The sequence below is a fragment of the Roseovarius maritimus genome (assembly GCF_043355895.2).
Lineage (GTDB): Bacteria > Pseudomonadota > Alphaproteobacteria > Rhodobacterales > Rhodobacteraceae > Roseovarius > Roseovarius maritimus.
Genome location: NZ_JBHFPF020000003.1, coordinates 210,591 through 228,761, shown reverse-complemented (window position 1 = coordinate 228,761; position 18,171 = coordinate 210,591). Strand labels below are relative to the sequence as shown.

At 63.8% G+C, this 18,171-nt stretch carries 21 protein-coding genes; 9 read left to right on the top strand and 12 right to left on the bottom strand.

Annotation, left to right across the window (positions count from 1 at the left end; translation table 11 throughout):
• The first annotated feature begins 69 nt into the window (after positions 1-69).
• Entirely contained in the window at positions 70-1,494 is a 1,425-nt protein-coding gene (locus tag ACEWPM_RS08440; RefSeq protein WP_393961229.1) for a DNA recombination protein RmuC, read from the top strand.
• A 3-nt stretch (positions 1,495-1,497) separates the two neighbouring features.
• On the opposite strand, the gene ACEWPM_RS08435 is transcribed toward ACEWPM_RS08440, so the two are convergent.
• The 4 genes from ACEWPM_RS08435 to ilvD all read right to left on the bottom strand — a co-directional run bounded on the left by ACEWPM_RS08435 (position 1,498) and on the right by ilvD (position 5,262).
• Positions 1,498-1,875, bottom strand: a complete 378-nt coding sequence (locus ACEWPM_RS08435) for a hypothetical protein (RefSeq protein ID WP_393961228.1) — start codon at positions 1,873-1,875, stop codon at positions 1,498-1,500.
• An 18-nt stretch (positions 1,876-1,893) separates the two neighbouring features.
• Positions 1,894-2,664: a DUF6478 family protein gene (locus ACEWPM_RS08430; protein WP_393961227.1), complete on the bottom strand. Its 771-nt coding sequence runs from the start codon at positions 2,662-2,664 to the stop codon at positions 1,894-1,896.
• A 64-nt stretch (positions 2,665-2,728) separates the two neighbouring features.
• On the bottom strand, positions 2,729-3,499 hold the full coding sequence (locus tag ACEWPM_RS08425; RefSeq protein ID WP_393961226.1) for a hypothetical protein: 771 nt from the start codon (positions 3,497-3,499) through the stop codon (positions 2,729-2,731).
• 5 nt (positions 3,500-3,504) lie between these two features.
• Positions 3,505-5,262 (bottom strand): dihydroxy-acid dehydratase, encoded by a 1,758-nt coding sequence (gene ilvD, locus ACEWPM_RS08420; protein ID WP_393961225.1) that lies wholly within the window; start codon positions 5,260-5,262, stop codon positions 3,505-3,507.
• 128 nt (positions 5,263-5,390) lie between these two features.
• On the opposite strand from ilvD, the gene ACEWPM_RS08415 reads away from it, so the two are divergent.
• Genes ACEWPM_RS08415 through ACEWPM_RS08405 form a run of 3 tightly spaced genes read left to right on the top strand, consistent with a single transcriptional unit; the run spans position 5,391 to position 8,592 of the window.
• Positions 5,391-6,278, top strand: a complete 888-nt coding sequence (locus ACEWPM_RS08415; RefSeq protein ID WP_393961224.1) for a CPBP family intramembrane glutamic endopeptidase — start codon at positions 5,391-5,393, stop codon at positions 6,276-6,278.
• Positions 6,279-6,337: 59 nt separating this feature from the next.
• Positions 6,338-7,321, top strand: a complete 984-nt coding sequence (accD, locus tag ACEWPM_RS08410) for an acetyl-CoA carboxylase, carboxyltransferase subunit beta (RefSeq protein ID WP_393961223.1) — start codon at positions 6,338-6,340, stop codon at positions 7,319-7,321.
• On the top strand, positions 7,318-8,592 hold the full coding sequence (locus tag ACEWPM_RS08405; protein WP_393961222.1) for a bifunctional folylpolyglutamate synthase/dihydrofolate synthase: 1,275 nt from the start codon (positions 7,318-7,320) through the stop codon (positions 8,590-8,592). Before accD ends, ACEWPM_RS08405 begins: the two co-directional genes overlap by 4 nt.
• A 581-nt stretch (positions 8,593-9,173) precedes the next feature.
• Here the strand turns inward: ACEWPM_RS08405 and ACEWPM_RS08400 are convergent.
• The 6 genes from ACEWPM_RS08400 to ACEWPM_RS08375 form a co-directional block, all read right to left on the bottom strand.
• The gene (locus ACEWPM_RS08400) at positions 9,174-9,731 is read right to left on the bottom strand and encodes a F0F1 ATP synthase subunit B (RefSeq protein ID WP_393961221.1); all 558 of its coding nucleotides are present in this window, start codon (positions 9,729-9,731) and stop codon (positions 9,174-9,176) included.
• A 4-nt stretch (positions 9,732-9,735) separates the two neighbouring features.
• A complete protein-coding gene (locus ACEWPM_RS08395) occupies positions 9,736-10,314 on the bottom strand; it encodes a F0F1 ATP synthase subunit B' (protein ID WP_393961220.1) in 579 nt (192 codons plus the stop codon).
• A 94-nt stretch (positions 10,315-10,408) separates the two neighbouring features.
• Positions 10,409-10,645 carry a F0F1 ATP synthase subunit C gene (locus tag ACEWPM_RS08390; RefSeq protein WP_393932651.1) on the bottom strand — a complete coding sequence of 79 codons (237 nt, stop codon included), beginning with the start codon at positions 10,643-10,645 and terminating at the stop codon, positions 10,409-10,411.
• Positions 10,646-10,728: 83 nt separating this feature from the next.
• The gene (locus ACEWPM_RS08385; protein WP_393961219.1) at positions 10,729-11,511 is read right to left on the bottom strand and encodes a F0F1 ATP synthase subunit A; all 783 of its coding nucleotides are present in this window, start codon (positions 11,509-11,511) and stop codon (positions 10,729-10,731) included.
• Positions 11,501-11,863, bottom strand: coding sequence for an AtpZ/AtpI family protein (locus ACEWPM_RS08380; protein WP_393961218.1), 363 nt, complete (start codon positions 11,861-11,863; stop codon positions 11,501-11,503). The genes ACEWPM_RS08385 and ACEWPM_RS08380 overlap by 11 nt, the downstream gene beginning before the upstream one ends.
• A gap of 230 nt (positions 11,864-12,093) precedes the next feature.
• On the bottom strand, positions 12,094-12,507 hold the full coding sequence (locus ACEWPM_RS08375) for a universal stress protein (protein ID WP_393961217.1): 414 nt from the start codon (positions 12,505-12,507) through the stop codon (positions 12,094-12,096).
• 92 nt (positions 12,508-12,599) lie between these two features.
• Here ACEWPM_RS08375 and ACEWPM_RS08370 point away from each other — a divergent pair, with 92 nt between their 5' ends.
• Positions 12,600-12,932: an ArsR/SmtB family transcription factor gene (locus tag ACEWPM_RS08370; RefSeq protein WP_393961216.1), complete on the top strand. Its 333-nt coding sequence runs from the start codon at positions 12,600-12,602 to the stop codon at positions 12,930-12,932.
• Between the two features lie 172 nt (positions 12,933-13,104).
• On the opposite strand, the gene ACEWPM_RS08365 is transcribed toward ACEWPM_RS08370, so the two are convergent.
• Both ACEWPM_RS08365 and ACEWPM_RS08360 read right to left on the bottom strand, forming a co-directional pair.
• A complete protein-coding gene (locus ACEWPM_RS08365) occupies positions 13,105-14,016 on the bottom strand; it encodes a DMT family transporter (RefSeq protein WP_393961215.1) in 912 nt (303 codons plus the stop codon).
• Positions 14,013-14,894 (bottom strand): LysR family transcriptional regulator, encoded by an 882-nt coding sequence (locus ACEWPM_RS08360; RefSeq protein ID WP_393961214.1) that lies wholly within the window; start codon positions 14,892-14,894, stop codon positions 14,013-14,015. The genes ACEWPM_RS08365 and ACEWPM_RS08360 overlap by 4 nt, the downstream gene beginning before the upstream one ends.
• A 272-nt stretch (positions 14,895-15,166) precedes the next feature.
• On the opposite strand from ACEWPM_RS08360, the gene ffh reads away from it, so the two are divergent.
• From ffh to ACEWPM_RS08340, 4 genes are all read left to right on the top strand, one after another.
• Entirely contained in the window at positions 15,167-16,666 is a 1,500-nt protein-coding gene (gene ffh / locus ACEWPM_RS08355; RefSeq protein ID WP_393961213.1) for a signal recognition particle protein, read from the top strand.
• Positions 16,667-16,754: 88 nt separating this feature from the next.
• A complete protein-coding gene (locus tag ACEWPM_RS08350; RefSeq protein ID WP_393961212.1) occupies positions 16,755-17,303 on the top strand; it encodes a GNAT family N-acetyltransferase in 549 nt (182 codons plus the stop codon).
• Entirely contained in the window at positions 17,300-17,872 is a 573-nt protein-coding gene (locus ACEWPM_RS08345) for a GNAT family N-acetyltransferase (RefSeq protein WP_393961211.1), read from the top strand. Before ACEWPM_RS08350 ends, ACEWPM_RS08345 begins: the two co-directional genes overlap by 4 nt.
• Positions 17,869-18,165: a chorismate mutase gene (locus tag ACEWPM_RS08340; protein ID WP_393961209.1), complete on the top strand. Its 297-nt coding sequence runs from the start codon at positions 17,869-17,871 to the stop codon at positions 18,163-18,165. Before ACEWPM_RS08345 ends, ACEWPM_RS08340 begins: the two co-directional genes overlap by 4 nt.
• Positions 18,166-18,171: the final 6 nt, after the last annotated feature.

Sequence of the window (18,171 nt, the reverse complement as noted above, 5' to 3'; positions counted from 1 at the left end):
GTGCCGGGTATGTTTCTGCCACTCTAGAACAAATGCCGAACGCACAAAGAAAAGCATCGGGAAAAGAGCATGGAGCAGGGTCTGCAGATCATCGCGGCGTGGGACATCGCCGTCTGGCAGGGAATCGCGGCAGGTGCCGCCGCGCTGGCATTGGTTCTGGCGCTGATCGCCCGCAATGCGGCACGCCGCGCGAGGGGGCATAAGGAAGAGATGTATCGCCTGCGGTCCGAGATTGCCCGGCTGGAGCCAATGGCCGCGCGTGTGCCTGAATTGGAGGAGCGCGCCGAGGGCCTTCTGACCGAAGTTTACCAGGAACAGGTGAGGGCCGCCGAGCTGCGCCAGAAGCTGGCCAGCCAGCAGGAGACGCATGACGCGCGCATTGCCGACATGCAGGCCATGCGCAAGGAGATTGAGGACCGATTCCAATCGCTGGCCTCGGGCGCGCTGACGCAGAATTCCGAGAAATTCCTGTCGCTGGTCTCCGAGCGGTTCCAGAAGCATAAGGAAACTGCCGAGCACGATCTGACACAGCGCCATGCCGCCATCCGTGATCTGGTGAAACCTTTGGACGAGCGGCTGGGCAAGTTCGACGCGCGCATGACCGAGATCGAGCAGGCGCGCAACGAGGCTTATGGCACGATCAAGCAGCAGGTGCTGAACCTCGCCGAGGGGCAAGCCAGCCTCGGCAATGAGACGCGGCGCCTGGTCCAAGCCCTGCGCGCACCCAAGACGCGCGGACGCTGGGGCGAGATGCAGTTGCGTCAGGTCTTCGAGATGGCGGGCATGACGGAGCGGGTGGACTTCCACCTCGAGAAAAGCTTCGACACGGACGAGGGGCGGCGACGCCCCGATGCGATTGTCCATATCCCCGGCGGCAAGAGCATCGTGATCGACGCCAAGACGCCACTCTCGGCCTATCTCGACGCGCTTGAAGCCGAAACGCCCGAGCAGCAGAGCCAGTTCATCCGCCAGCACGCGGTCCAAGTGCGCAAGCACGTCAATGACCTGTCGTCCAAGGCCTATTACGACACGCTGGGAGGGGCGCCCGATTTCGTGGTGATGTTCATCCCCGGCGAGACCTTCGTCTCGGCCGCCGCCGAGGCCGATCCGGGCCTCATCGAATACGCGTTCGAGCGCAAGGTGTTGATCGCGACGCCCACGACGCTGATGGCGCTGGTCAAATCCATCGCCTATGGCTGGCAGCAGGACAAGATGGCCGAGAATGCCGAAGAGGTGCAGAAATCGGCCAAGGAAATCTACGACCGGCTGCGCGTCTTTGCCGAGCATCTGGCCCGCGTCGGGCGGTCATTGGGCCAGTCGGTCGACCACTACAACAAGGCGCTGGGATCGCTGGAAGGCCGCGTTCTGCCGTCTGCCCGCAAGTTCGAAGAGCTGGGCGTCGTCGCCGCCACATCTGACAAGATCGAGCGCCCCGCCAGTGTCGAGCAGGAGCCGCGCCGCCTGACAGCGCATGAGTTTACCGAAGAAGGCTAGGCCCTAGCTGGTTTCCAGGCAATGGCGACGGAACGCGCGCTTCAGCATATCCAGTTCTTCGCGCAGCAACGTCATTTCAACCCGGATATCATAGCCCAGCGCATCGCCCGACATCAGCGCAAAACTGTCCAGCACCACATCTGCGCGCTTGTCGCGGATAAGGAAGGTCTGCACGCCATCGGTAATGACCTCCGCAGGGATCGGGACGCGCACCGTCCAGAAGCCACCCTCCTCGTTCTCGATCACCTGCACGCCGGGCAACGCCCGTTCAAGATGCGTGACCTCGATACTGGGCTGGATATTACCCTCGCCCTCATGGGTCAGCTCACCCTCCCAGACGCCCTCGAAAAGCCGGGTCTTGGTCAGTTTGAGGTTGCTCATATCGGTCCCTTCATCTGATCAGAACTCAGCGCGCGGCCGGCGGCTGAACGTCAAATCGCGCAGCGTTACCTGGCTCATCTCCGGGTTCTCGAAGATGAGATCCACCCAGGCCCGCTCGATCCGCTTTTCATTGAGGCCGGTATAGGCCAGGTCGAACTCGACGACGATCTCGTCCTCGTGCAGGGGCAATTCCCGCACGATCTGCTCGGTGTTCGGCCCATGCTTGATGTTGAGCCGGGCAAATATCTCGAGCGGCTTTTCCAGCTCGACAATGGTGCTCATGCGTATCAAGTGACGTTTCTTCAGCCCGTCCACCGCGCCATGGGGCAGGTCCAGCACCACCGACAGGAACGAGCCGTCAAAGGCAAAGACATCCATGCGCAATCCATAGGGGGCCAGATCCGCCTCGCGGGTGTTGCGAACCTGCCGCAATGTCAGCTCGGACCGTGCGCAATCGTGAAACAATGTGAGCTCATCACCCAGCTTGGACTTGCTGGGGGCCGAGGACATGCCGGGGCTGGCGAGCGGCAGGTTCCAGAGCGCGGGACGCCACGACCAATCGGTGCCATGCGGTTTTGGAAACGCGTTCGAGCCGATCATCGGAAGGGCCAACCGATTATCCGCAATGGCGGTCATCTCATGGAGGGAAAACAGAAGCTTGCGGGCCATGCTGCGCTCGCGCCGCAGCTCGGCCAAGGGCATCTCGGGGGCGCGCCGGGCCGCGCGCGTCCAGCGACGCACACCGCGCCGATGCACGATCCAATCGACCAAAGCACTCCGCACCCGCATTCGTTACCGCCCTCGCCTGCATTCGACCGTTTTGTAACCTGCTCTCGCAATCCCTTCTATAGGATTAAGCGGGATTGCGAAACAATCCTGCCAGCATGGATTTGAAACCGCCAAGCGCTGCCTGCTCGCTCTGGGCTAGCATTGCCCGGGCGGTCTCCGAATCTTCGGGATTGTCCGAGACGGCGGCCTCGACCGGCTGGGGTAGCGCGGCCGGTTTGGGCGCGGCGCGGCGTATGGGGCTTGCCTTCAGCATCGCCTCGGCGATGTCGATCAGCAGATCGCGCCCAGCCCCTGCGCGCAGGCCGCTGCCGACATCGCCGTAGGCGGCAAGGCCGATGACATGGCCATTGATTAGCATCGCACCGCGCCAATGGCGCGGATCGCCGCCGGGCAAAAAGGTATCGCCGCCCCGTTCAAGCTGGATCAGGGAAATGCCGTCGCCGTCGATCTGGTCGATCACGCCCGCATTGGCCCAAGGTTTGGCCAGGCGGCTGGCTGATGGTTGCTCTGCGCCGGGATCGCGCGCGAGGACCGAGATTGTGATAACCGCGGGCGGCACATTACCCGATGCGAGACGGCCCAGGTGGGCGCAACTGGCCAGCAGCGCGAAAGCCGCATTTCGGCCCGTCTGGACGCTGCCCGGATCAATGCAATAGCCACTCGGCCCGGCAACCACCACGTCACCCCCAAAGAAGGCGGCACTGCGCGGCGCCTCGGCGCGCTTCTCGCTGTCGGAGTTCGTCTTTGTAGCGCCCTCGCCGCCCAAGCAGGCGGCGAGAGGCACGATCAGCGCGCAGGTCAGCGCCCCGCGCGCTAGTCTGATTGGCCAGCGCAAGGACCTCAGATGTCCATGTAGATGTGACGCTCGGCCTCGGCGCCCGGATGCGTCACCGCGCCCTTGTAGGTCGGCCCCACCAGCTGCGCGAATTTCCAGATCGCGCCCGAGGCGTACATCGTCTCGCGCGGGCCGGCCCAGCCGTCCTTGCGCTTGGCCAGCTCCTCATCGCTCAGGTCCACGGTCAGCGCGCCCTTGACTGCGTCGATGGTGACGACATCGCCATTCTTGAGCAGCGCGATGGGTCCGCCATAGGCACTCTCGGGGCCGACATGACCCACGCAGAAGCCCCGCGTCGCGCCCGAGAAGCGGCCATCGGTGATCAGCGCCACCTTCTTGCCCATGCCCTGACCCGAAAGGGCGGCGGTGGTCGCCAGCATCTCGCGCATGCCTGGGCCGCCTGCGGGGCCCTCATTGCGGATGACGATGACCTCGCCCTCCTCGTAGCCACGATTCTGCACGGCCTCGAACGCCTCTTCCTCGCTCTCGAAAACGCGGGCAGGGCCGGTAAAGACCTGGTTCTCGGCCGCGATGCCCGCGACCTTCACGATCGCGCCTTCGGGGGCAAGATTACCCTTGAGACCCACAACGCCGCCCGTCTTCGTGATGGGTGTCTCGATGGGATAGATCACCTTGCCATCGGCCTCGCGATCAATCAGGTCCAGCTCTTCGCCGATGCTGCGGCCGCTGGCGGTGATGCAATCCTCGTGGATGAGGCCCGCCTTGCGCAGCTCCTTCATCACGACGGGAATGCCACCGACGTCATAAAGATCCTTGGCCACATAGGCCCCGCCCGGTTTCAGATCGACGAAATAGGGCGTGTCGCGGAAGATGTCGCAGACGTCCTCGAGGAAGAAGTCGATACCCGCCTCATGCGCGATGGCCGGCAGGTGCAGGCCCGCATTGGTCGATCCGCCGGTGCAGGCAACCACGCGTGCGGCGTTCTGCAAAGATTTGAGCGTGACGACATCGCGCGCGCGGATGTTCTTTTCCAGCAGGTTCATCACGGCGCGGCCAGACGCCTCACCATACTGGTCGCGGCTTTCGTAGGGGGCAGGCATCCCAGAGCTGTTCATCAGCGCAAGGCCGATCGCCTCGGAAACGCAGGCCATGGTGTTGGCGGTGAACTGGCCGCCACAGGCGCCGGCGCTGGGACAGGCCACGCGTTCCAGCACGTCCAGCGCCTTATCGGACATGGTGCCATTCTGATGGCGGCCCACCGCCTCGAACATGTCCTGCACGGTCAGGTCGCGCGTGCGGAAATCCTCGGGGATCTCCTCGATTTGGGGCGCGCGGCCCGGCAGGATCGAACCGCCATAAATGAAGACCGACGGCGTGTTGAGCCGCACCATCGCCATCATCATCCCCGGCAGGGACTTGTCGCAGCCGGCAAGGCCCACGAGCGCGTCATAGGCGTGCCCGCGCATCGTCAGCTCGACCGTGTCGGCAATCGCCTCACGGCTGGCGAGGCTCGACCGCATACCCTCATGGCCCATCGCGATGCCATCGGTCACGGTGATCGTGGTAAATTCGCGGGGCGTGCCCTCGCCCGCCTTGACGCCCATCTTGACCGCTTGCGCCTGACGGCTGAGTGCGATGTTGCAGGGCGCGGCCTCGTTCCAGCAGGTGGCGACGCCAACGAGGGGCTGGTGGATCTCTTCCTCGCTCAGACCCATCGCATACATGTATGAGCGGTGCGGCGCCTTGGACGGCCCTTCGGTGACATAGCGGCTGGGCAGTTTGGACTTGTCGAACTTGGTCATGGGGGCCTCGCGAAACCTTGGCTGATAAATTGCTGACCGAGGAATAGGCGAGCGGTCCCTCTGGCGCAAGCGCGCCGGCACCGCAGTCGTCGATTGCACCCCCCTGCGGGCAGGGATAGCGTTGTGCCATGCGATACTCAGGCTATGCCCCCCTTGTCACGCCGGCCCGCCACAGCGCCGCCATCTGGCGGCTGCTGCTGGGCATCGTGCTGACCACCGCCGTCTTTCTGACGCTGTCGATGGGCTATGGTTGGCTCTGCACGCAATTTTTGCCACCCGAAACCTGGGGTCCCGATGGCCTCGGCCTCGAAGAGGCGACGACGCCCGGTGGCGCGCTGGTCAATCTCTATGCTTTCGGAATGCTGATCCTGGCGCTGGTGGTGGTTCTGCCGGTGGTGCACAAACGCGGCTTTGCCACGCTGATAGGCCCAGGCGGATTGGCCCTGCGGCAGGCCGGACGCGTCAGCCTGTACCTGCTGGGCGTCTATGTTGCGGCCTCGCTGATTCAATCGCTGGACGTGATCCCGCTGGAGGCCGGGCTGCCCTTCGAGCGGTGGCTGCCCCTCCTGCCGCTGACCCTGCTGGGGCTATTGATCCAGACCAGCGCCGAGGAACTGCTGTTTCGCGGCTATCTGCAAAGCCAGCTTGCCGCACGGTTCCGCCATCCTGCGGTATGGATCACCGTCCCGGCGGTGCTCTTCGGGCTGCTGCATTACCAGCCCGGCGTGATGGGCGACGCCTCGTGGGTGATCGTGATCTGGGCCACGCTCTTTGGCCTTGCCGCCGCTGACCTGACAGCGCGCAGCGGAACATTGGGGCCGGCCATCGCCCTGCACTTGATCAACAATTTCGGCGCCATCGCCATCGCTGCGCCATCGGGCTATTTCGACGGTCTGGCGCTGGCGACCTACCCCTTCGGCCCGGATGACACGGCCCTCATGCTGCAATGGATGCCGGTGGATCTGGGCATCCTCCTCTGCTCGTATCTGGCAGCGCGTCTGGCACTGCGCGTCTGATTGCAATTCTACGCGCCGAGGCTTAAATCGGGGCGAACCGCGACAAACAGGCAGGTCACATGAACTGGATCACCAACTACATGCGTCCGCGCATCAACTCGATCTTCTCGCGCCGCGAGATGCCCGAGAACCTGTGGACCAAATGCGACGAGTGCGGCAGCATGCTGTTTCACCGCGAGTTGAGCCAGAACCTGAACGTCTGCACCAGTTGCGGCCATCACATGAACATCTCGCCGCGCGCGCGGTTCTCTGCGCTGTTCGACGGCGGCACCTTCTCGGAGGTGGCCGTGCCTGCGCCCAAACCCGACCCGCTGCATTTCCGCGATCAAAAGAAATATCCCGACCGCCTGAAGGCGGCGCAGAAATCTACCGGCGAAAAAGAGGCGATGCTGGTCGCCACGGGCGAGATCGGGCGCACGCCCATCGTCGCCGCCGCGCAGGATTTCAGCTTCATGGCCGGCTCGATGGGGATGTATGTCGGTAACGCGATCATCGCGGCGGCAGAAACGGCGGTCAAGCTGAAGCGGCCGCTCATCCTATTCTCCGCCGCAGGCGGCGCGCGCATGCAGGAGGGCATCCTGTCCCTCATGCAGATGCCGCGCACCACTGTCGCGATCCAGATGCTGAAAGAGGCGAACCTGCCCTATATCGTGGTGCTGACGCATCCCACGACCGGGGGCGTCACCGCGTCTTATGCCATGCTGGGCGATGTGCAGATCGCCGAGCCAAACGCGCTGATCTGCTTTGCCGGGCCGCGCGTGATCGAGCAGACCATCCGCGAGAAACTGCCCGAAGGTTTCCAGCGCGCAGAATACCTGCTGGACCACGGCATGCTGGACCGCGTGACGCCGCGCCCCAAGATGCGCGAAGAACTGATCACCATCACTCGCATGCTGCTGGGCCTCACGCCTGCCATCGCGGGAGATCTGCCCGCGCCAAGTATTGACGTGCCCGAGGCGCACGCGGGCGAGGACGCGCCTAAGGCGGGCGCCGCGCCAGCCGCCAAGCCTGACGCGCAAAAGCAGGCAGCGCCCAAGAAATGAGCACCGCCGGATCGGATGTCATCCTTGAGCGGATGATGGCGCTGCACCCCAAGATCATCGACCTGACGCTGGACCGCGTGTGGCGCCTGCTGGGCGCGCTTGGCAATCCGCAGGACGCCCTGCCGCCGGTCGTTCATATCGCCGGCACCAACGGCAAGGGCAGCACGCAGGCGATGATCCGCGCGGGGCTAGAGGCCACCGGGTGCCGCGTCCATGCCTATACCTCGCCCCATCTCGCCCGCTTTCACGAGCGGATCCGGCTGGCGGGCGAGCTGATCACCGAGGATGCGCTGAGCGCGGTTCTGGACGAATGCTATACTGCCAATGGCAGCGATCCGATCACCTATTTCGAGATCACCACCTGCGCCGCCCTTCTGGCCATGTCGCGCACACCCGCCGATTACACCCTGCTCGAGGTCGGTCTGGGCGGGCGTCTCGATGCGACGAACGTGGTCGCGCAGCCCGAACTGACGATCATCACGCCGGTCAGCATCGATCATGAGCAATATCTGGGCAATACGCTGGCCAAGATCGCCTTCGAGAAGGCCGGGATCATCAAGCGCGGTGTGCCTTGTGTTGTCGGCCCGCAGGACGATGAGGCATTGGACGTGATCGAGGAGGTCGCCGCGCGCAATGGCGCACCGGTCATTGCCCATGGCCAGCACTGGCATGTCAGCGCCGAGCGGGGCCGTATGATCTATCAGGATGAAAGCGGCCTTCTGGACCTGCCCCTGCCCAACCTCCCCGGCGCGCATCAGATCGAGAACGCGGGCGCGGCGCTCGCCGCGCTGCGCCATCTTGGAATGGGCGAGGACGCCGCCGAAGCCGCAGTCACCCGCGCCGAGTGGCCCGCCCGGATGCAGCGCCTCGATCGCGGCACGCTGGCCGAGGCCGCACCCCGCGCCGAACTCTGGCTTGATGGCGGGCATAACGCCTCTGCAGGGGCCGCGCTGGGCCGGCATCTGGCCAGCCTCCCCGCGCGTCCGACGCATCTGATCTGCGGCATGCTCAACACCAAGGATATCGCCGGCTACCTGCGCCCGTTGGCCGCGAAGGCAGACAGCCTGACCGCGCTCTCGATCCCGGGCGAGGCCAATACGCTGCCGGCCGAAGTCACCGCCAAGGCCGCCGAGGCCGCCGGGCTGACCGCGCATGTCGCGCCTGATCTGCGCAGCGCTTTGACCCGGATCGTGCAGGACGCACCTGAGGCGCGTGTCCTCATCTGCGGCTCTTTATACCTCGCCGGGCATGTGCTGCGCGAAAATGGCTGACCCAGCGTAAATTTTTTTTCGCGGGCTAAATACCCGAAAACGATTCGATTATTTAGATCAATGGGTGCGTCAGGGCCCTTACGCGTGCAGTTTCGCACTTCATTCAGGTTGACCGATTCGCAGCTTTGCGCCTATATCTTGCGTCATCGCCTAAATATGGGCGCTAATATTCCGATTTCGCCCCGTTCCGGAGAGTCCGCCGAAATGTCATTCCACGCCGCCAAGATCGCAACACGCGCCGAGGCATGGGCGGCATGACTGGTGCGGTGCCGATCTCATCAGGGGTTGCGCGCACCGCAGGGGCATTCACCGTAATTCAACCGGCTACCGGCGCGCTGGGCGTGCAGGTTAGGGGTACGCTTGGTTAAAAGTTTAGTACGCAGGCAGAAGACGAAAACGATCTGAGCAGAGTGATTGAGGGGCTGAACCAACGGCCCCCTTTCATTTTCAGAGATGCCGTTTCGCCCCACGCCGGAAAACGCATGTTTTCCGCTCAAAACTCCGTCCGGAGCTTTGACGCGCACAGAAAAACCCGGCACCAGATGGGGCCGGGTTTTGCAATGTCGGGGCCTGCTCCGCGTTTAGTGCAGCTTGGCATCCACCGTCTCAATGCCCTCGTCGATCAGTTTGTTCGCCTCTGCCGTGCTCATCTGCTTGGCGATCACGTCACGGGCCGCTGCGATGGCGATGGCGATGGCGCGATCACGCACCTCGCGCACGGCACCCGCCTCGGCCGAGGCGATTCGGTCCTCGGCGGCCTGCATCCGGCGCGCAATGGACTTCTTGAGGTCTTCGCGGGCCTTCTCGGCGGCATCATTCGCTTCGGATTTGGCTTGCGCCACGATCCGGTCGGCCTGGTCCTGTACGTCCTTCTGCTGACGCTCGAACGTGGCCAGCAAAGCCTGTGCCTCTTCGCGCAGCTCGCGGGCTTCGTCCAACTCGGACTTGATGCCATCGGCGCGCTTGTCCAGCATTTCACCGATCTTGCCGGGCACCTTGAGATAGAGCAGGAAGGCGACGAACAGGATGAACGAGATCATCACGACGAAATTCGTGTTCGACAGCGAGAAGAACGGGCCGGTAGCGGCCAGCGCGGGGCTGGCGGCAAGCAGCGCGATCAATGTTGCAATAATGCGCATGGGATTAGCCTTTCATCTGCGAGGTGACGGCGGCGTTCACCGACTTGGCGTCGGCCTTGCCACCCATCGCGGCGACGATTTCCTTGGCGGTATCCTTGGCCACGTCCTTCACGCTCTCCAGCGCGCCGGCCCGGATCTCGTCGATGGCCTTTTCGCCCTCGGCGGTCTTGGCGGCAATCTCTGCGTCGGCCTTGGCCATCGCCTCGTCGAGATCGGCTTTGATGCCTGCCTTGGTCTCGGCGATGATGTCATTGGCATTGCTGCGCGCGTCGGCCAGCGCCTTTTCATAGGCGGCTTCGGCTTCGCTCGCCTTGACCTTCAGGTCCTCGGCAGCGGCGATGTCATTGGTGATGGTGCCCTGACGCTCGGCCAGGACGGCTGCGATGCGCGGCAGCGCGATGCGCGACAGTACGAAAAAGATCACGACAAGCGTGACCAGCAGCCAGAAGATCTGGTTGCCCATCCAGTCGGGGCAGAGCTGCGGCAGGCCGATGGCCCCGCCATCCGGTCCGACGCAGACGCCGGCCTCTTCGAGGGCGATGGGCGTGGTGCCCGCCGTCTCGGCAGCGGTTTCGATAGCCATTTTGTCGTCCTTTCTCAGGAAGCCGGTCTGTCAGAGAGGGTGAAGGGCCCGGGGCCCTTCACCCATCCCGTAAGGATCAGTCTAACGATGGTTCTTAGACGGCGAACATCAGCAGAAGCGCGACGAGGAACGAGAAGATCCCCAGTGCTTCGGCGAATGCGATGCCGATGAACATGGTGGCCGTCTGGCCGCCAGCAGCCGAGGGGTTGCGCAGGGCGCCGGACAGGAAGTTGCCGACAACATTGCCCACACCGACGGCTGCGCCGCCCATGCCGACGGATGCCAGACCTGCGCCGATGTATGCGCCCATTGTTGCGATATCGCCTTCCATGAGATGTCTCCTTACTGTGGAATTTGCGGTATTTCGGTCGTTTGGTCCGGCAGGATGCCCTGCCGGTATTCCTTGCCTGCGGATCAGTGCGCCGGGTGCAGCGCGTCCTTGAGATAGACGCAGGTCAGAATGGTAAAGACGTAGGCCTGGATGAAGGCCACGAGAATTTCGAGCGCGTAGATCGCCGAGATCGCGAGGATCGAGAGCGGCGTCACGGCAAGGCCGATACCCGTCGAGATGATGATCATCGGCGCGAAGGCCGCAAAGACCTTCATCACGGCGTGGCCGGCCATCATGTTGCCAGCCAGACGAATGGAGTGGCTGACGGGGCGCACGAAGTACGAAATGACCTCGATCAGCGCGAGGATCGGGCGCAGCGGGAGCGGCGCGGCGCTGATCCAGAAAAGCCCCAGGAAACCTGCGCCATGCTTGACGAAGCCAATAACGGTGACAGACACGAAAACCAGCAGCGCGAGGACGGCGGTGACGCCGATATGGCTGGTGGTGGTGAAGGCGCCGGGCAGTAGACCGACGAAGTTGGCCATGACCACGAACATGAAGATCGTCATGATATAAGGGAAATAAGGCAGCGCATCGCGGCCCGCCACATCCTCGACCATCTTGCGGATGAAGCCATAGGCCAACTCTGCCACCGACTGCATGCGCGTCGGGATCGACTGGCGGCTGGACGAGCCCAGCACCAGCAGCGCGATCGTCGCCAGCACCGTGATCGCCATCCAGAGCGTCACGTTGGTCACGGTAAAGATGCCGACATCACCATCGCCGAAAAGCGGCTTGATGATGAACTGGTCCATCGGGTGGAAGACCAGTCCCGTTGTTTCACCGGATGCTGCTTCAGTCGCCATCTTTCGCCCTCTCGTCGCGGCCCTGCTTGGCCGAATGGTCAGCGGCCTTTTCGGCCTCTTGGGTCTGCTGGATTTCCTGCGCGCTGCGGATCATCACCTTGATCCCTGCCGCGAGGCCCAGCAATGTGAAGAGCACCAGAAATATGGGCAGCGTGCCCAAGAGCCTGTCCAGCCCGTATCCGATGCCAAAGCCGATCAGAAGACCGGCCACCAATTCTATCACCATGCGCCAGGCCAACTGAGCCTGCGAATAATGCTCGTCCGTATGCGGCTTGACCTCTTTCGGGGTCTTGAGCGCTTCGATCTTGGCCTCGAGATCGCGAAGCCTGGCGCGATGATCGGGGTCAGTCACTGGGCGTGCCCTCGGATGCGGACGGTTGGCGCATTGCTATGCGGCGGGGCCGTTTGAGTCAAGCGCGGGTACGCCGCACAAAGGACGCCCTCAGATACCTGTTTTAATTGAGTATTTTTTGAGAGATGAGAGGGCTGGCAGCGCAGCGCCCCGGCGGGATGGCGGGATTCCGGTCGCCGGGGCTTATTCAACCTTATGGTTGACAAAGAGTGGCACAGCAGCCGCGCGGCTTAGCGAACGATGAAGACCGAGCATTTGGCGTGCTGCGCGATATAGCCTCCATGCGAGCTGAAGATATGCTCCATCACGCCGGGCTCGTGAGAGGCCATGATGACCAGGTCGATGCCCAGATCGTCGATGCTCTCCATCAGCTTGCGGGTGGTGTCCACTGCGGGGTCGGTCGATTGGACCGGGTACGCCTCGACCGTGACGCCATATTCGTCGGTCAGGGATTTTGTGAAAGCATCAAGCAGCCCGCCGAATTCCTTGGGATTGTGCCCCAGGGTGCTGGGCAACTCGCCGCCGACGCTGACGACATGCACCTTGGCGTTATGTGTCTTCGCCATCTCCCCCGCGACGGCGAGCGCCTTTTGCTGCTTGTCCTTGTGAACCAGATCGACCGGAACCATGATGTGGTTGAACATGTGCTTTCCTTTCGCATTGTGGGAATACACTGCAGGAGCATTCCCTTGCGGCCATTGTGTCGCAGCACGGGCGGCACTGTAAAGGAGACGTGATGACGGGATCCCTCGACCTGACCTTTGCGGCCCTTGCCGATCCGACGCGGCGCGCGATCCTGTCCATGCTGCTGGAGGACGACATGGCAGTGACGGATGTGGCCGAGCCCTTCGACATGAGCCTTGCCGCGATTTCAAAGCATTTGGGAATATTGGGGCGCGCGGGGCTCATCAGCCAAGAGCGCCGGGGCCGCGTCAAATGGTGTAAGCTGGAGCCGGGCGGCCTGCGCGCGGCATCGGTCTGGATGCAGGGCTTTGGTCAGTTCGAGCCCGTCGATCTGGACGCATTCGAAGTTTTTCTCGCGGCCGAGTTCGGACGCGAAAAGGGCTGACCGCGGCGCACGTATCTGGCGCCGGTCGATCAGCCCGGAATTCTGCGTGGCGGTACGTTACAGGACGAAGCCGACGATGGCGAGAACGATCACGACCAAGCCGACGAGATAAATGATATTACGCATGGGATGTCCCTTTTGTTGCTATTGTCATTGCTGCGCCAACGCGGGGTCACTCGGAAAGGTTCCGGACCGCGATGCGCCCTTCTTCATTCTTGAGCAGCATCAGCAGCGCCGCGATGGTCAGCGCAACACCCGCCAGCACCAGCGCGGGAGGCAAGGGCTGGCCCAATGCGGCCTGCCAGCAGATGACCCAGCTGGGCAAGAGATAGGTATAGGCCATTACCTTTGCGCTGGGCAGGCGCAGCGACGCATATTGCAACAGGACAATGGTCAGCGCCGTAGCGACGATGGTGATATAAGCCAGCGTAATCCAGACGATAACGGGCATCGCACCCCAGTCCATCGCAGCCAGATCGCGCGCGCCCAGCGCGACGAGGATCAGCGCCGCCGCCGCGATCGTGCCGAACGAAAAGGTGACCGGCGATTGCCCCCGGTTCAACCTGCGCACCAGGGGCGTATAGATCGCATGCGCCGCGCAGCCCCAGAAAAAGATGACCTCGCCCCGCCCGATCCGGAACTCGAGCAGCATGGCGATATCCGCGCGGAAGATCACCCAGAGCGCCCCCGCCGCCCCTACCGCCAAAGCGGCGACCATGCGTAGTGTCATGATCTGGCGCATCAGCACGTAGCCCGCGATACCCGACAGGATCGGCGAAAGCGTGAACACCGCCGAAAGCGAGACGGCGGGCGCGGTTTTAAGCGCCTCGAACATCAGCACGAAGTAGCAGGCCATCAGCGCGCCCAACAGCAGGTAGCGCCAGGGTGCTGCGAAATCGCTGCGCACGACGCCGCCGCGCGCAAAGGCCCAGCCGCCCAGCAGCACCGCCGCCGCGCTGAAACGCAGCGCATTCAGCGCAGCCGGAGCGATATGCGGCGCGGCCAGCGAGCCCAGCGCGAAAGACCCCGCGATAAGCCCCGAAAAGGCCAGCATCGCCACATGGCCGCGCCATGCATCGCTCATGCCCCGCCCCACCCTGCGGCGTGCGCCTTCAGAAAGCTCATCAGCGCCTGCACCTTTGCGGTGCGGTGCAGATCAACATGACTGACCAGCCAAAGCGGGGCGGCCCATTCCTCGCGCGGCAGAGCGATCTGAACAAGCTGTCGCATATCGGGCGCCTTCAGGGTTGGCACAAAACCGATACCGACCCCTGCCTCGATCGCCGCCCATTGCGCATGGGGATCGTCGCTGCGAAAGACGACCGCATCAGGTGGCAGCGCCTGCGCCATCCAGCGCGCGAAAGGTGCGCGCGACTGCGGGTTTGCCGCCCCGACCATCAAATGTCCGGCCAGGGCGTCTGCGTCTTCGGGCCTGCCGTGGCGGTCGAGATAGGCCTCGGCCGCATAAAGCGTGACGGACTGTTCAAAGAAAGGCTGCACAACGTTGTCGGGCTGGTCCGGCGCGGCCCCCGCACGAATGGCGACATGCGCCTCGCCGTATTCCAGCCGAAAGAGGCGATCGCCGGTGAGGTATCGCACCGCCAGATCGGGATAGGTACGCTGGAAATCGGCCAGCGCGGGCACGAGGAAATGAGTGAACCCGGATAGGGACGTGACCACCAGATCGCCGTCGACATCGCCGCCATGCCCCTTGATCCGGCCCGCCAGTTGGGCAAAGGCTTCGTCCGCGCCCTGCGCCACACTCAGCAGGTCGGCTCCCGCCTCGGTCGGAGTATAGCCGCGCGCGTGACGCTGAAAAAGTCGCACACCCAGCCGTCCCTCCAGCGCGTCGATATGGCGGATGACGGTGGCATGATGCACACCCAGCGCGCCTGCGGCCCCGCTGACGGTTCCCGCGCGGGCCACGTGAAAGGCGGTTCGGATCTCGTCCCAGTTATCCATGCGGTGTCCTTGGAGTAATGTAGTATCGGTTGCCCTGCGCACTGTGATCCCATGCGCACCCAGCACGCAAGGGCACCCCCGCGCTTGACTCGCCGAGCGTCCGCGCCTAGACACCGCGCAAACCCCGGAAGCGTTTTGTCTTCCGGTCCCTTGGCCTTTGCCGGGATCGCCCTCCGTCAGCGCGTTTGCGCCCACGGGGGCTCTACCGGTTTGGCGCATTCTACGGCCTTGCCCATATCAGGGCGCAACGACACTGACAGGAGCCTTGGCAGATGTTTGAAAATCTATCCGAACGCCTCTCCGGTGTCTTTGATCGCCTGACCAAACAGGGCGCGCTCAGCGAAGATGACGTCAAAACCGCCCTGCGCGAAGTGCGAGTCGCCCTTCTGGAGGCGGACGTGTCGCTGCCTGTGGCGCGTGAATTCGTCAAGAAGGTGCAGACCCAGGCCACCGGCCAATCGGTGCTGAAATCCATCACGCCCGGCCAGCAGGTCATCAAGATCGTCCACGATGCGCTTATCGACACGCTGCGCGGCGAGGGCGATCCCGGCGCGCTCAAGATCGACAACGCGCCCGCGCCCATCCTGATGGTGGGCCTGCAGGGCTCGGGCAAAACGACGACCACCGCCAAGCTGGCAAAGCGCCTCAAGGAGCGCGAGGGCAAGCGCGTGTTGATGGCCTCGCTCGACGTCAACCGCCCGGCGGCGATGGAGCAGCTGGCGATCCTTGGCCAGCAGATCGGCGTCGACACGCTGCCCATCGTCAAGGGCGAGGATCCCGTCCAGATCGCCAAGCGGGCCAAGACGCAGGCGGCCCTCGGCGGCTATGACGTCTACATGCTCGATACCGCTGGCCGCCTTCATATCGACGCCGAGCTGATCGCGCAGGCTGCCGCCGTGCGCGACGTGGCCAACCCGCGCGAGACGTTGCTGGTGGTCGATGGTCTTACCGGCCAGGACGCCGTCAATGTCGCCACGGAATTCGACGACAAGATCGGCGTCACCGGCGTGGTCCTCACCCGGATGGACGGCGACGGCCGCGGCGGCGCGGCCCTGTCAATGCGCGCCGTCACTGGCAAGCCCATCCGCTTCGTCGGCCTGGGCGAGAAAATGGACGCCATCGAGACCTTCGAGGCCGAGCGCATTGCGGGCCGCATTCTCGGCATGGGCGACATCGTCAGCCTCGTGGAAAAGGCACAGGCGACCATCGAGGCCGAGCAGGCCGAGCGCATGATGAAGCGCTTCCAGAAGGGTCAGTTCAACATGAACGACCTGCGCATGCAGCTGGAGCAGATGCAGAAGATGGGCGGCATGGAAAGCGTGATGGGCATGATGCCCGGCATGGGCAAGATGGCCAAGCAGGTGCAGGAGGCCGGCTTTGACGACAAGATCATCGCGCGCCAGATCGCCCTGATCCAGTCGATGACCAAGAAAGAACGCGCCAACCCTCAGATCCTGCAGGCCAGCCGCAAGAAACGCATCGCCAAGGGCGCGGGCCTCGAGGTCAGCCAGTTGAACCAGCTACTCAAGATGCACCGCCAGATGTCGGACATGATGAAGAAAATGGGCAAGGGCGGCATGCTGAAGCAGGCGATGAAAGGCATGTTCGGCAAGGGTGGCGGCCCCTCGCCCGAGGAAATACAAGGCATGGACTCAAAGGCGCTCGAACAGGCGGCCAAGAAGATGGGCGGCAGCATGCCCGGCGGCTTTGGCGGCATGGGCGGCGGCGGCGGCCTCCCCTCCGGCCTCTCGGGCTTTGGCAAAAAGAAGTGATCCCCATGCTTTCATCGTTCCCGCAATATCCCCGCCGGAGGCGTTCCGCAGGCGCCACCCACCAGACCTCGATCATGGAGGCCCGCCCATGCTGACCGAAATCCCCCGCATCGAGACCGAGCGCCTGATCCTGCGCGGCCCGACCGAGCGGGATATCGAACCGACCATCACCTTCCTGATGGACCCGGTCCGCGCCGAGGGCTTCGGCACCGAGCCGGATCGCAGCCGCGCCTGGCGCTGGTTCGCGATGAATCTGGGTCACTGGGCCCTGCGCGGCTATGGCTATTTCATCATCGAGGACAAGGCATCCGGCCAGCCCTGCGGCCTTGTGGGCATCTGGGCACCCGAAGGCTGGCCCGAGCCCGAGCTTGGTTATGTCGTCTTCGACGGCTTCGAAGGGCGCGGCATCGCCTATGAGGCCGCCCTGCGCGCCCGTGAATGGGCCTATACGGATCTTGGCCTCACCACGCTCGGCTCGCATATCGTGCCCGGCAATGCGCGCTCAATCGCGCTGGCCGAGCGCTTGGGCGCCCGCTACGAGCGCAGCTATTCCAACCCCCATATGGGCGAGGACATGATCTATCGCCATCCCTCGCCCGCCGAGTTGGGCCTTGCGCCCGATCAGGTGGACGCATGACGCCTCATCTGGCCGATACCCCTGTGCTGGCGACCCAGCGCCTGACCCTGCGCGCCATCGGCCCGCAGGATATGGAGGCGAGCATCGCGTTTCTTGCATCCGACCGCGCGCAATATATGAGCGGACCCTACACGCGGCATGACGCCTGGGTTCAGACCTGCCGCCTGATCGGCGAATGGACGGTGCGCGGCACCGGGCTTTTCGCAATCTGCCTCAAGGGCACGGATCAGGTGATCGGCGATGTCGGCGCCATCTATCCCGAGGGGTACCCCGAGCCGGAAATCGGCTGGGGCCTCTGGATGCCCGAATTCGAGGGAAAGGGCTATGCCGAAGAGGCCGCCATCGCCGTGCGGCAGCACCTTTATGATGATATGGGCTGGCAAACCGCCGTCAGCTATATCGACCCCGAGAATGCGCCCTCCATCGCGCTGGCCAAGCGTCTGGGGTGCAGCCTAGACACGGATGCCGCGCTGCCCGATCTGCCTGAGTGGGAGGGCACGCTGATCTATCGCCATCCCGCGCCCGCCGATCTGGGTCTTGTCCATGCCGCCAAGGAGGCTCGCGTATGAGCGCCGATGCCGCCAAGGCCGCCCAACTGCTCAAGGACCACCGCGACAGCATCGACAGGCTGGACGCGATCCTCGTCTACACGCTGGGCGAGCGTTTCAAACACACGCAATCCGTCGGCCGCCTCAAGGCCGAGCACGACCTTCCCCCGTCCGATCCCGCGCGCGAAGCCGCGCAGATCGCGCGTCTGGAGGATTTGGCGAATCAGGCCGATCTGGACCCGGAATTCGCCAAGAAGTTCCTGAACTTCATCATCGCTGAAGTCATTCAGCACCACAAACAGCACCAATCGTAATCAAAC

Coding starts and splice junctions, on each gene's coding strand:
- ACEWPM_RS08430 (WP_393961227.1), bottom strand. CDS start 2,664: ATGCGGGTGCGGAGTGCTTTGGTCGATTGGATCGTGCATCGGCGCGGT.
- accD (WP_393961223.1), top strand. CDS start 6,338: ATGAACTGGATCACCAACTACATGCGTCCGCGCATCAACTCGATCTTC.
- ACEWPM_RS08370 (WP_393961216.1), top strand. CDS start 12,600: ATGACGGGATCCCTCGACCTGACCTTTGCGGCCCTTGCCGATCCGACG.
- ACEWPM_RS08385 (WP_393961219.1), bottom strand. CDS start 11,511: ATGGCGACTGAAGCAGCATCCGGTGAAACAACGGGACTGGTCTTCCAC.
- ACEWPM_RS08405 (WP_393961222.1), top strand. CDS start 7,318: ATGAGCACCGCCGGATCGGATGTCATCCTTGAGCGGATGATGGCGCTG.
- ACEWPM_RS08390 (WP_393932651.1), bottom strand. CDS start 10,645: ATGGAAGGCGATATCGCAACAATGGGCGCATACATCGGCGCAGGTCTG.
- ACEWPM_RS08395 (WP_393961220.1), bottom strand. CDS start 10,314: ATGGCTATCGAAACCGCTGCCGAGACGGCGGGCACCACGCCCATCGCC.
- ACEWPM_RS08360 (WP_393961214.1), bottom strand. CDS start 14,894: ATGGATAACTGGGACGAGATCCGAACCGCCTTTCACGTGGCCCGCGCG.
- ilvD (WP_393961225.1), bottom strand. CDS start 5,262: ATGACCAAGTTCGACAAGTCCAAACTGCCCAGCCGCTATGTCACCGAA.
- ACEWPM_RS08350 (WP_393961212.1), top strand. CDS start 16,755: ATGCTGACCGAAATCCCCCGCATCGAGACCGAGCGCCTGATCCTGCGC.
- ACEWPM_RS08365 (WP_393961215.1), bottom strand. CDS start 14,016: ATGAGCGATGCATGGCGCGGCCATGTGGCGATGCTGGCCTTTTCGGGG.
- ACEWPM_RS08415 (WP_393961224.1), top strand. CDS start 5,391: ATGCGATACTCAGGCTATGCCCCCCTTGTCACGCCGGCCCGCCACAGC.
- ACEWPM_RS08440 (WP_393961229.1), top strand. CDS start 70: ATGGAGCAGGGTCTGCAGATCATCGCGGCGTGGGACATCGCCGTCTGG.
- ACEWPM_RS08435 (WP_393961228.1), bottom strand. CDS start 1,875: ATGAGCAACCTCAAACTGACCAAGACCCGGCTTTTCGAGGGCGTCTGG.
- ffh (WP_393961213.1), top strand. CDS start 15,167: ATGTTTGAAAATCTATCCGAACGCCTCTCCGGTGTCTTTGATCGCCTG.
- ACEWPM_RS08375 (WP_393961217.1), bottom strand. CDS start 12,507: ATGTTCAACCACATCATGGTTCCGGTCGATCTGGTTCACAAGGACAAG.
- ACEWPM_RS08345 (WP_393961211.1), top strand. CDS start 17,300: ATGACGCCTCATCTGGCCGATACCCCTGTGCTGGCGACCCAGCGCCTG.
- ACEWPM_RS08340 (WP_393961209.1), top strand. CDS start 17,869: ATGAGCGCCGATGCCGCCAAGGCCGCCCAACTGCTCAAGGACCACCGC.
- ACEWPM_RS08400 (WP_393961221.1), bottom strand. CDS start 9,731: ATGCGCATTATTGCAACATTGATCGCGCTGCTTGCCGCCAGCCCCGCG.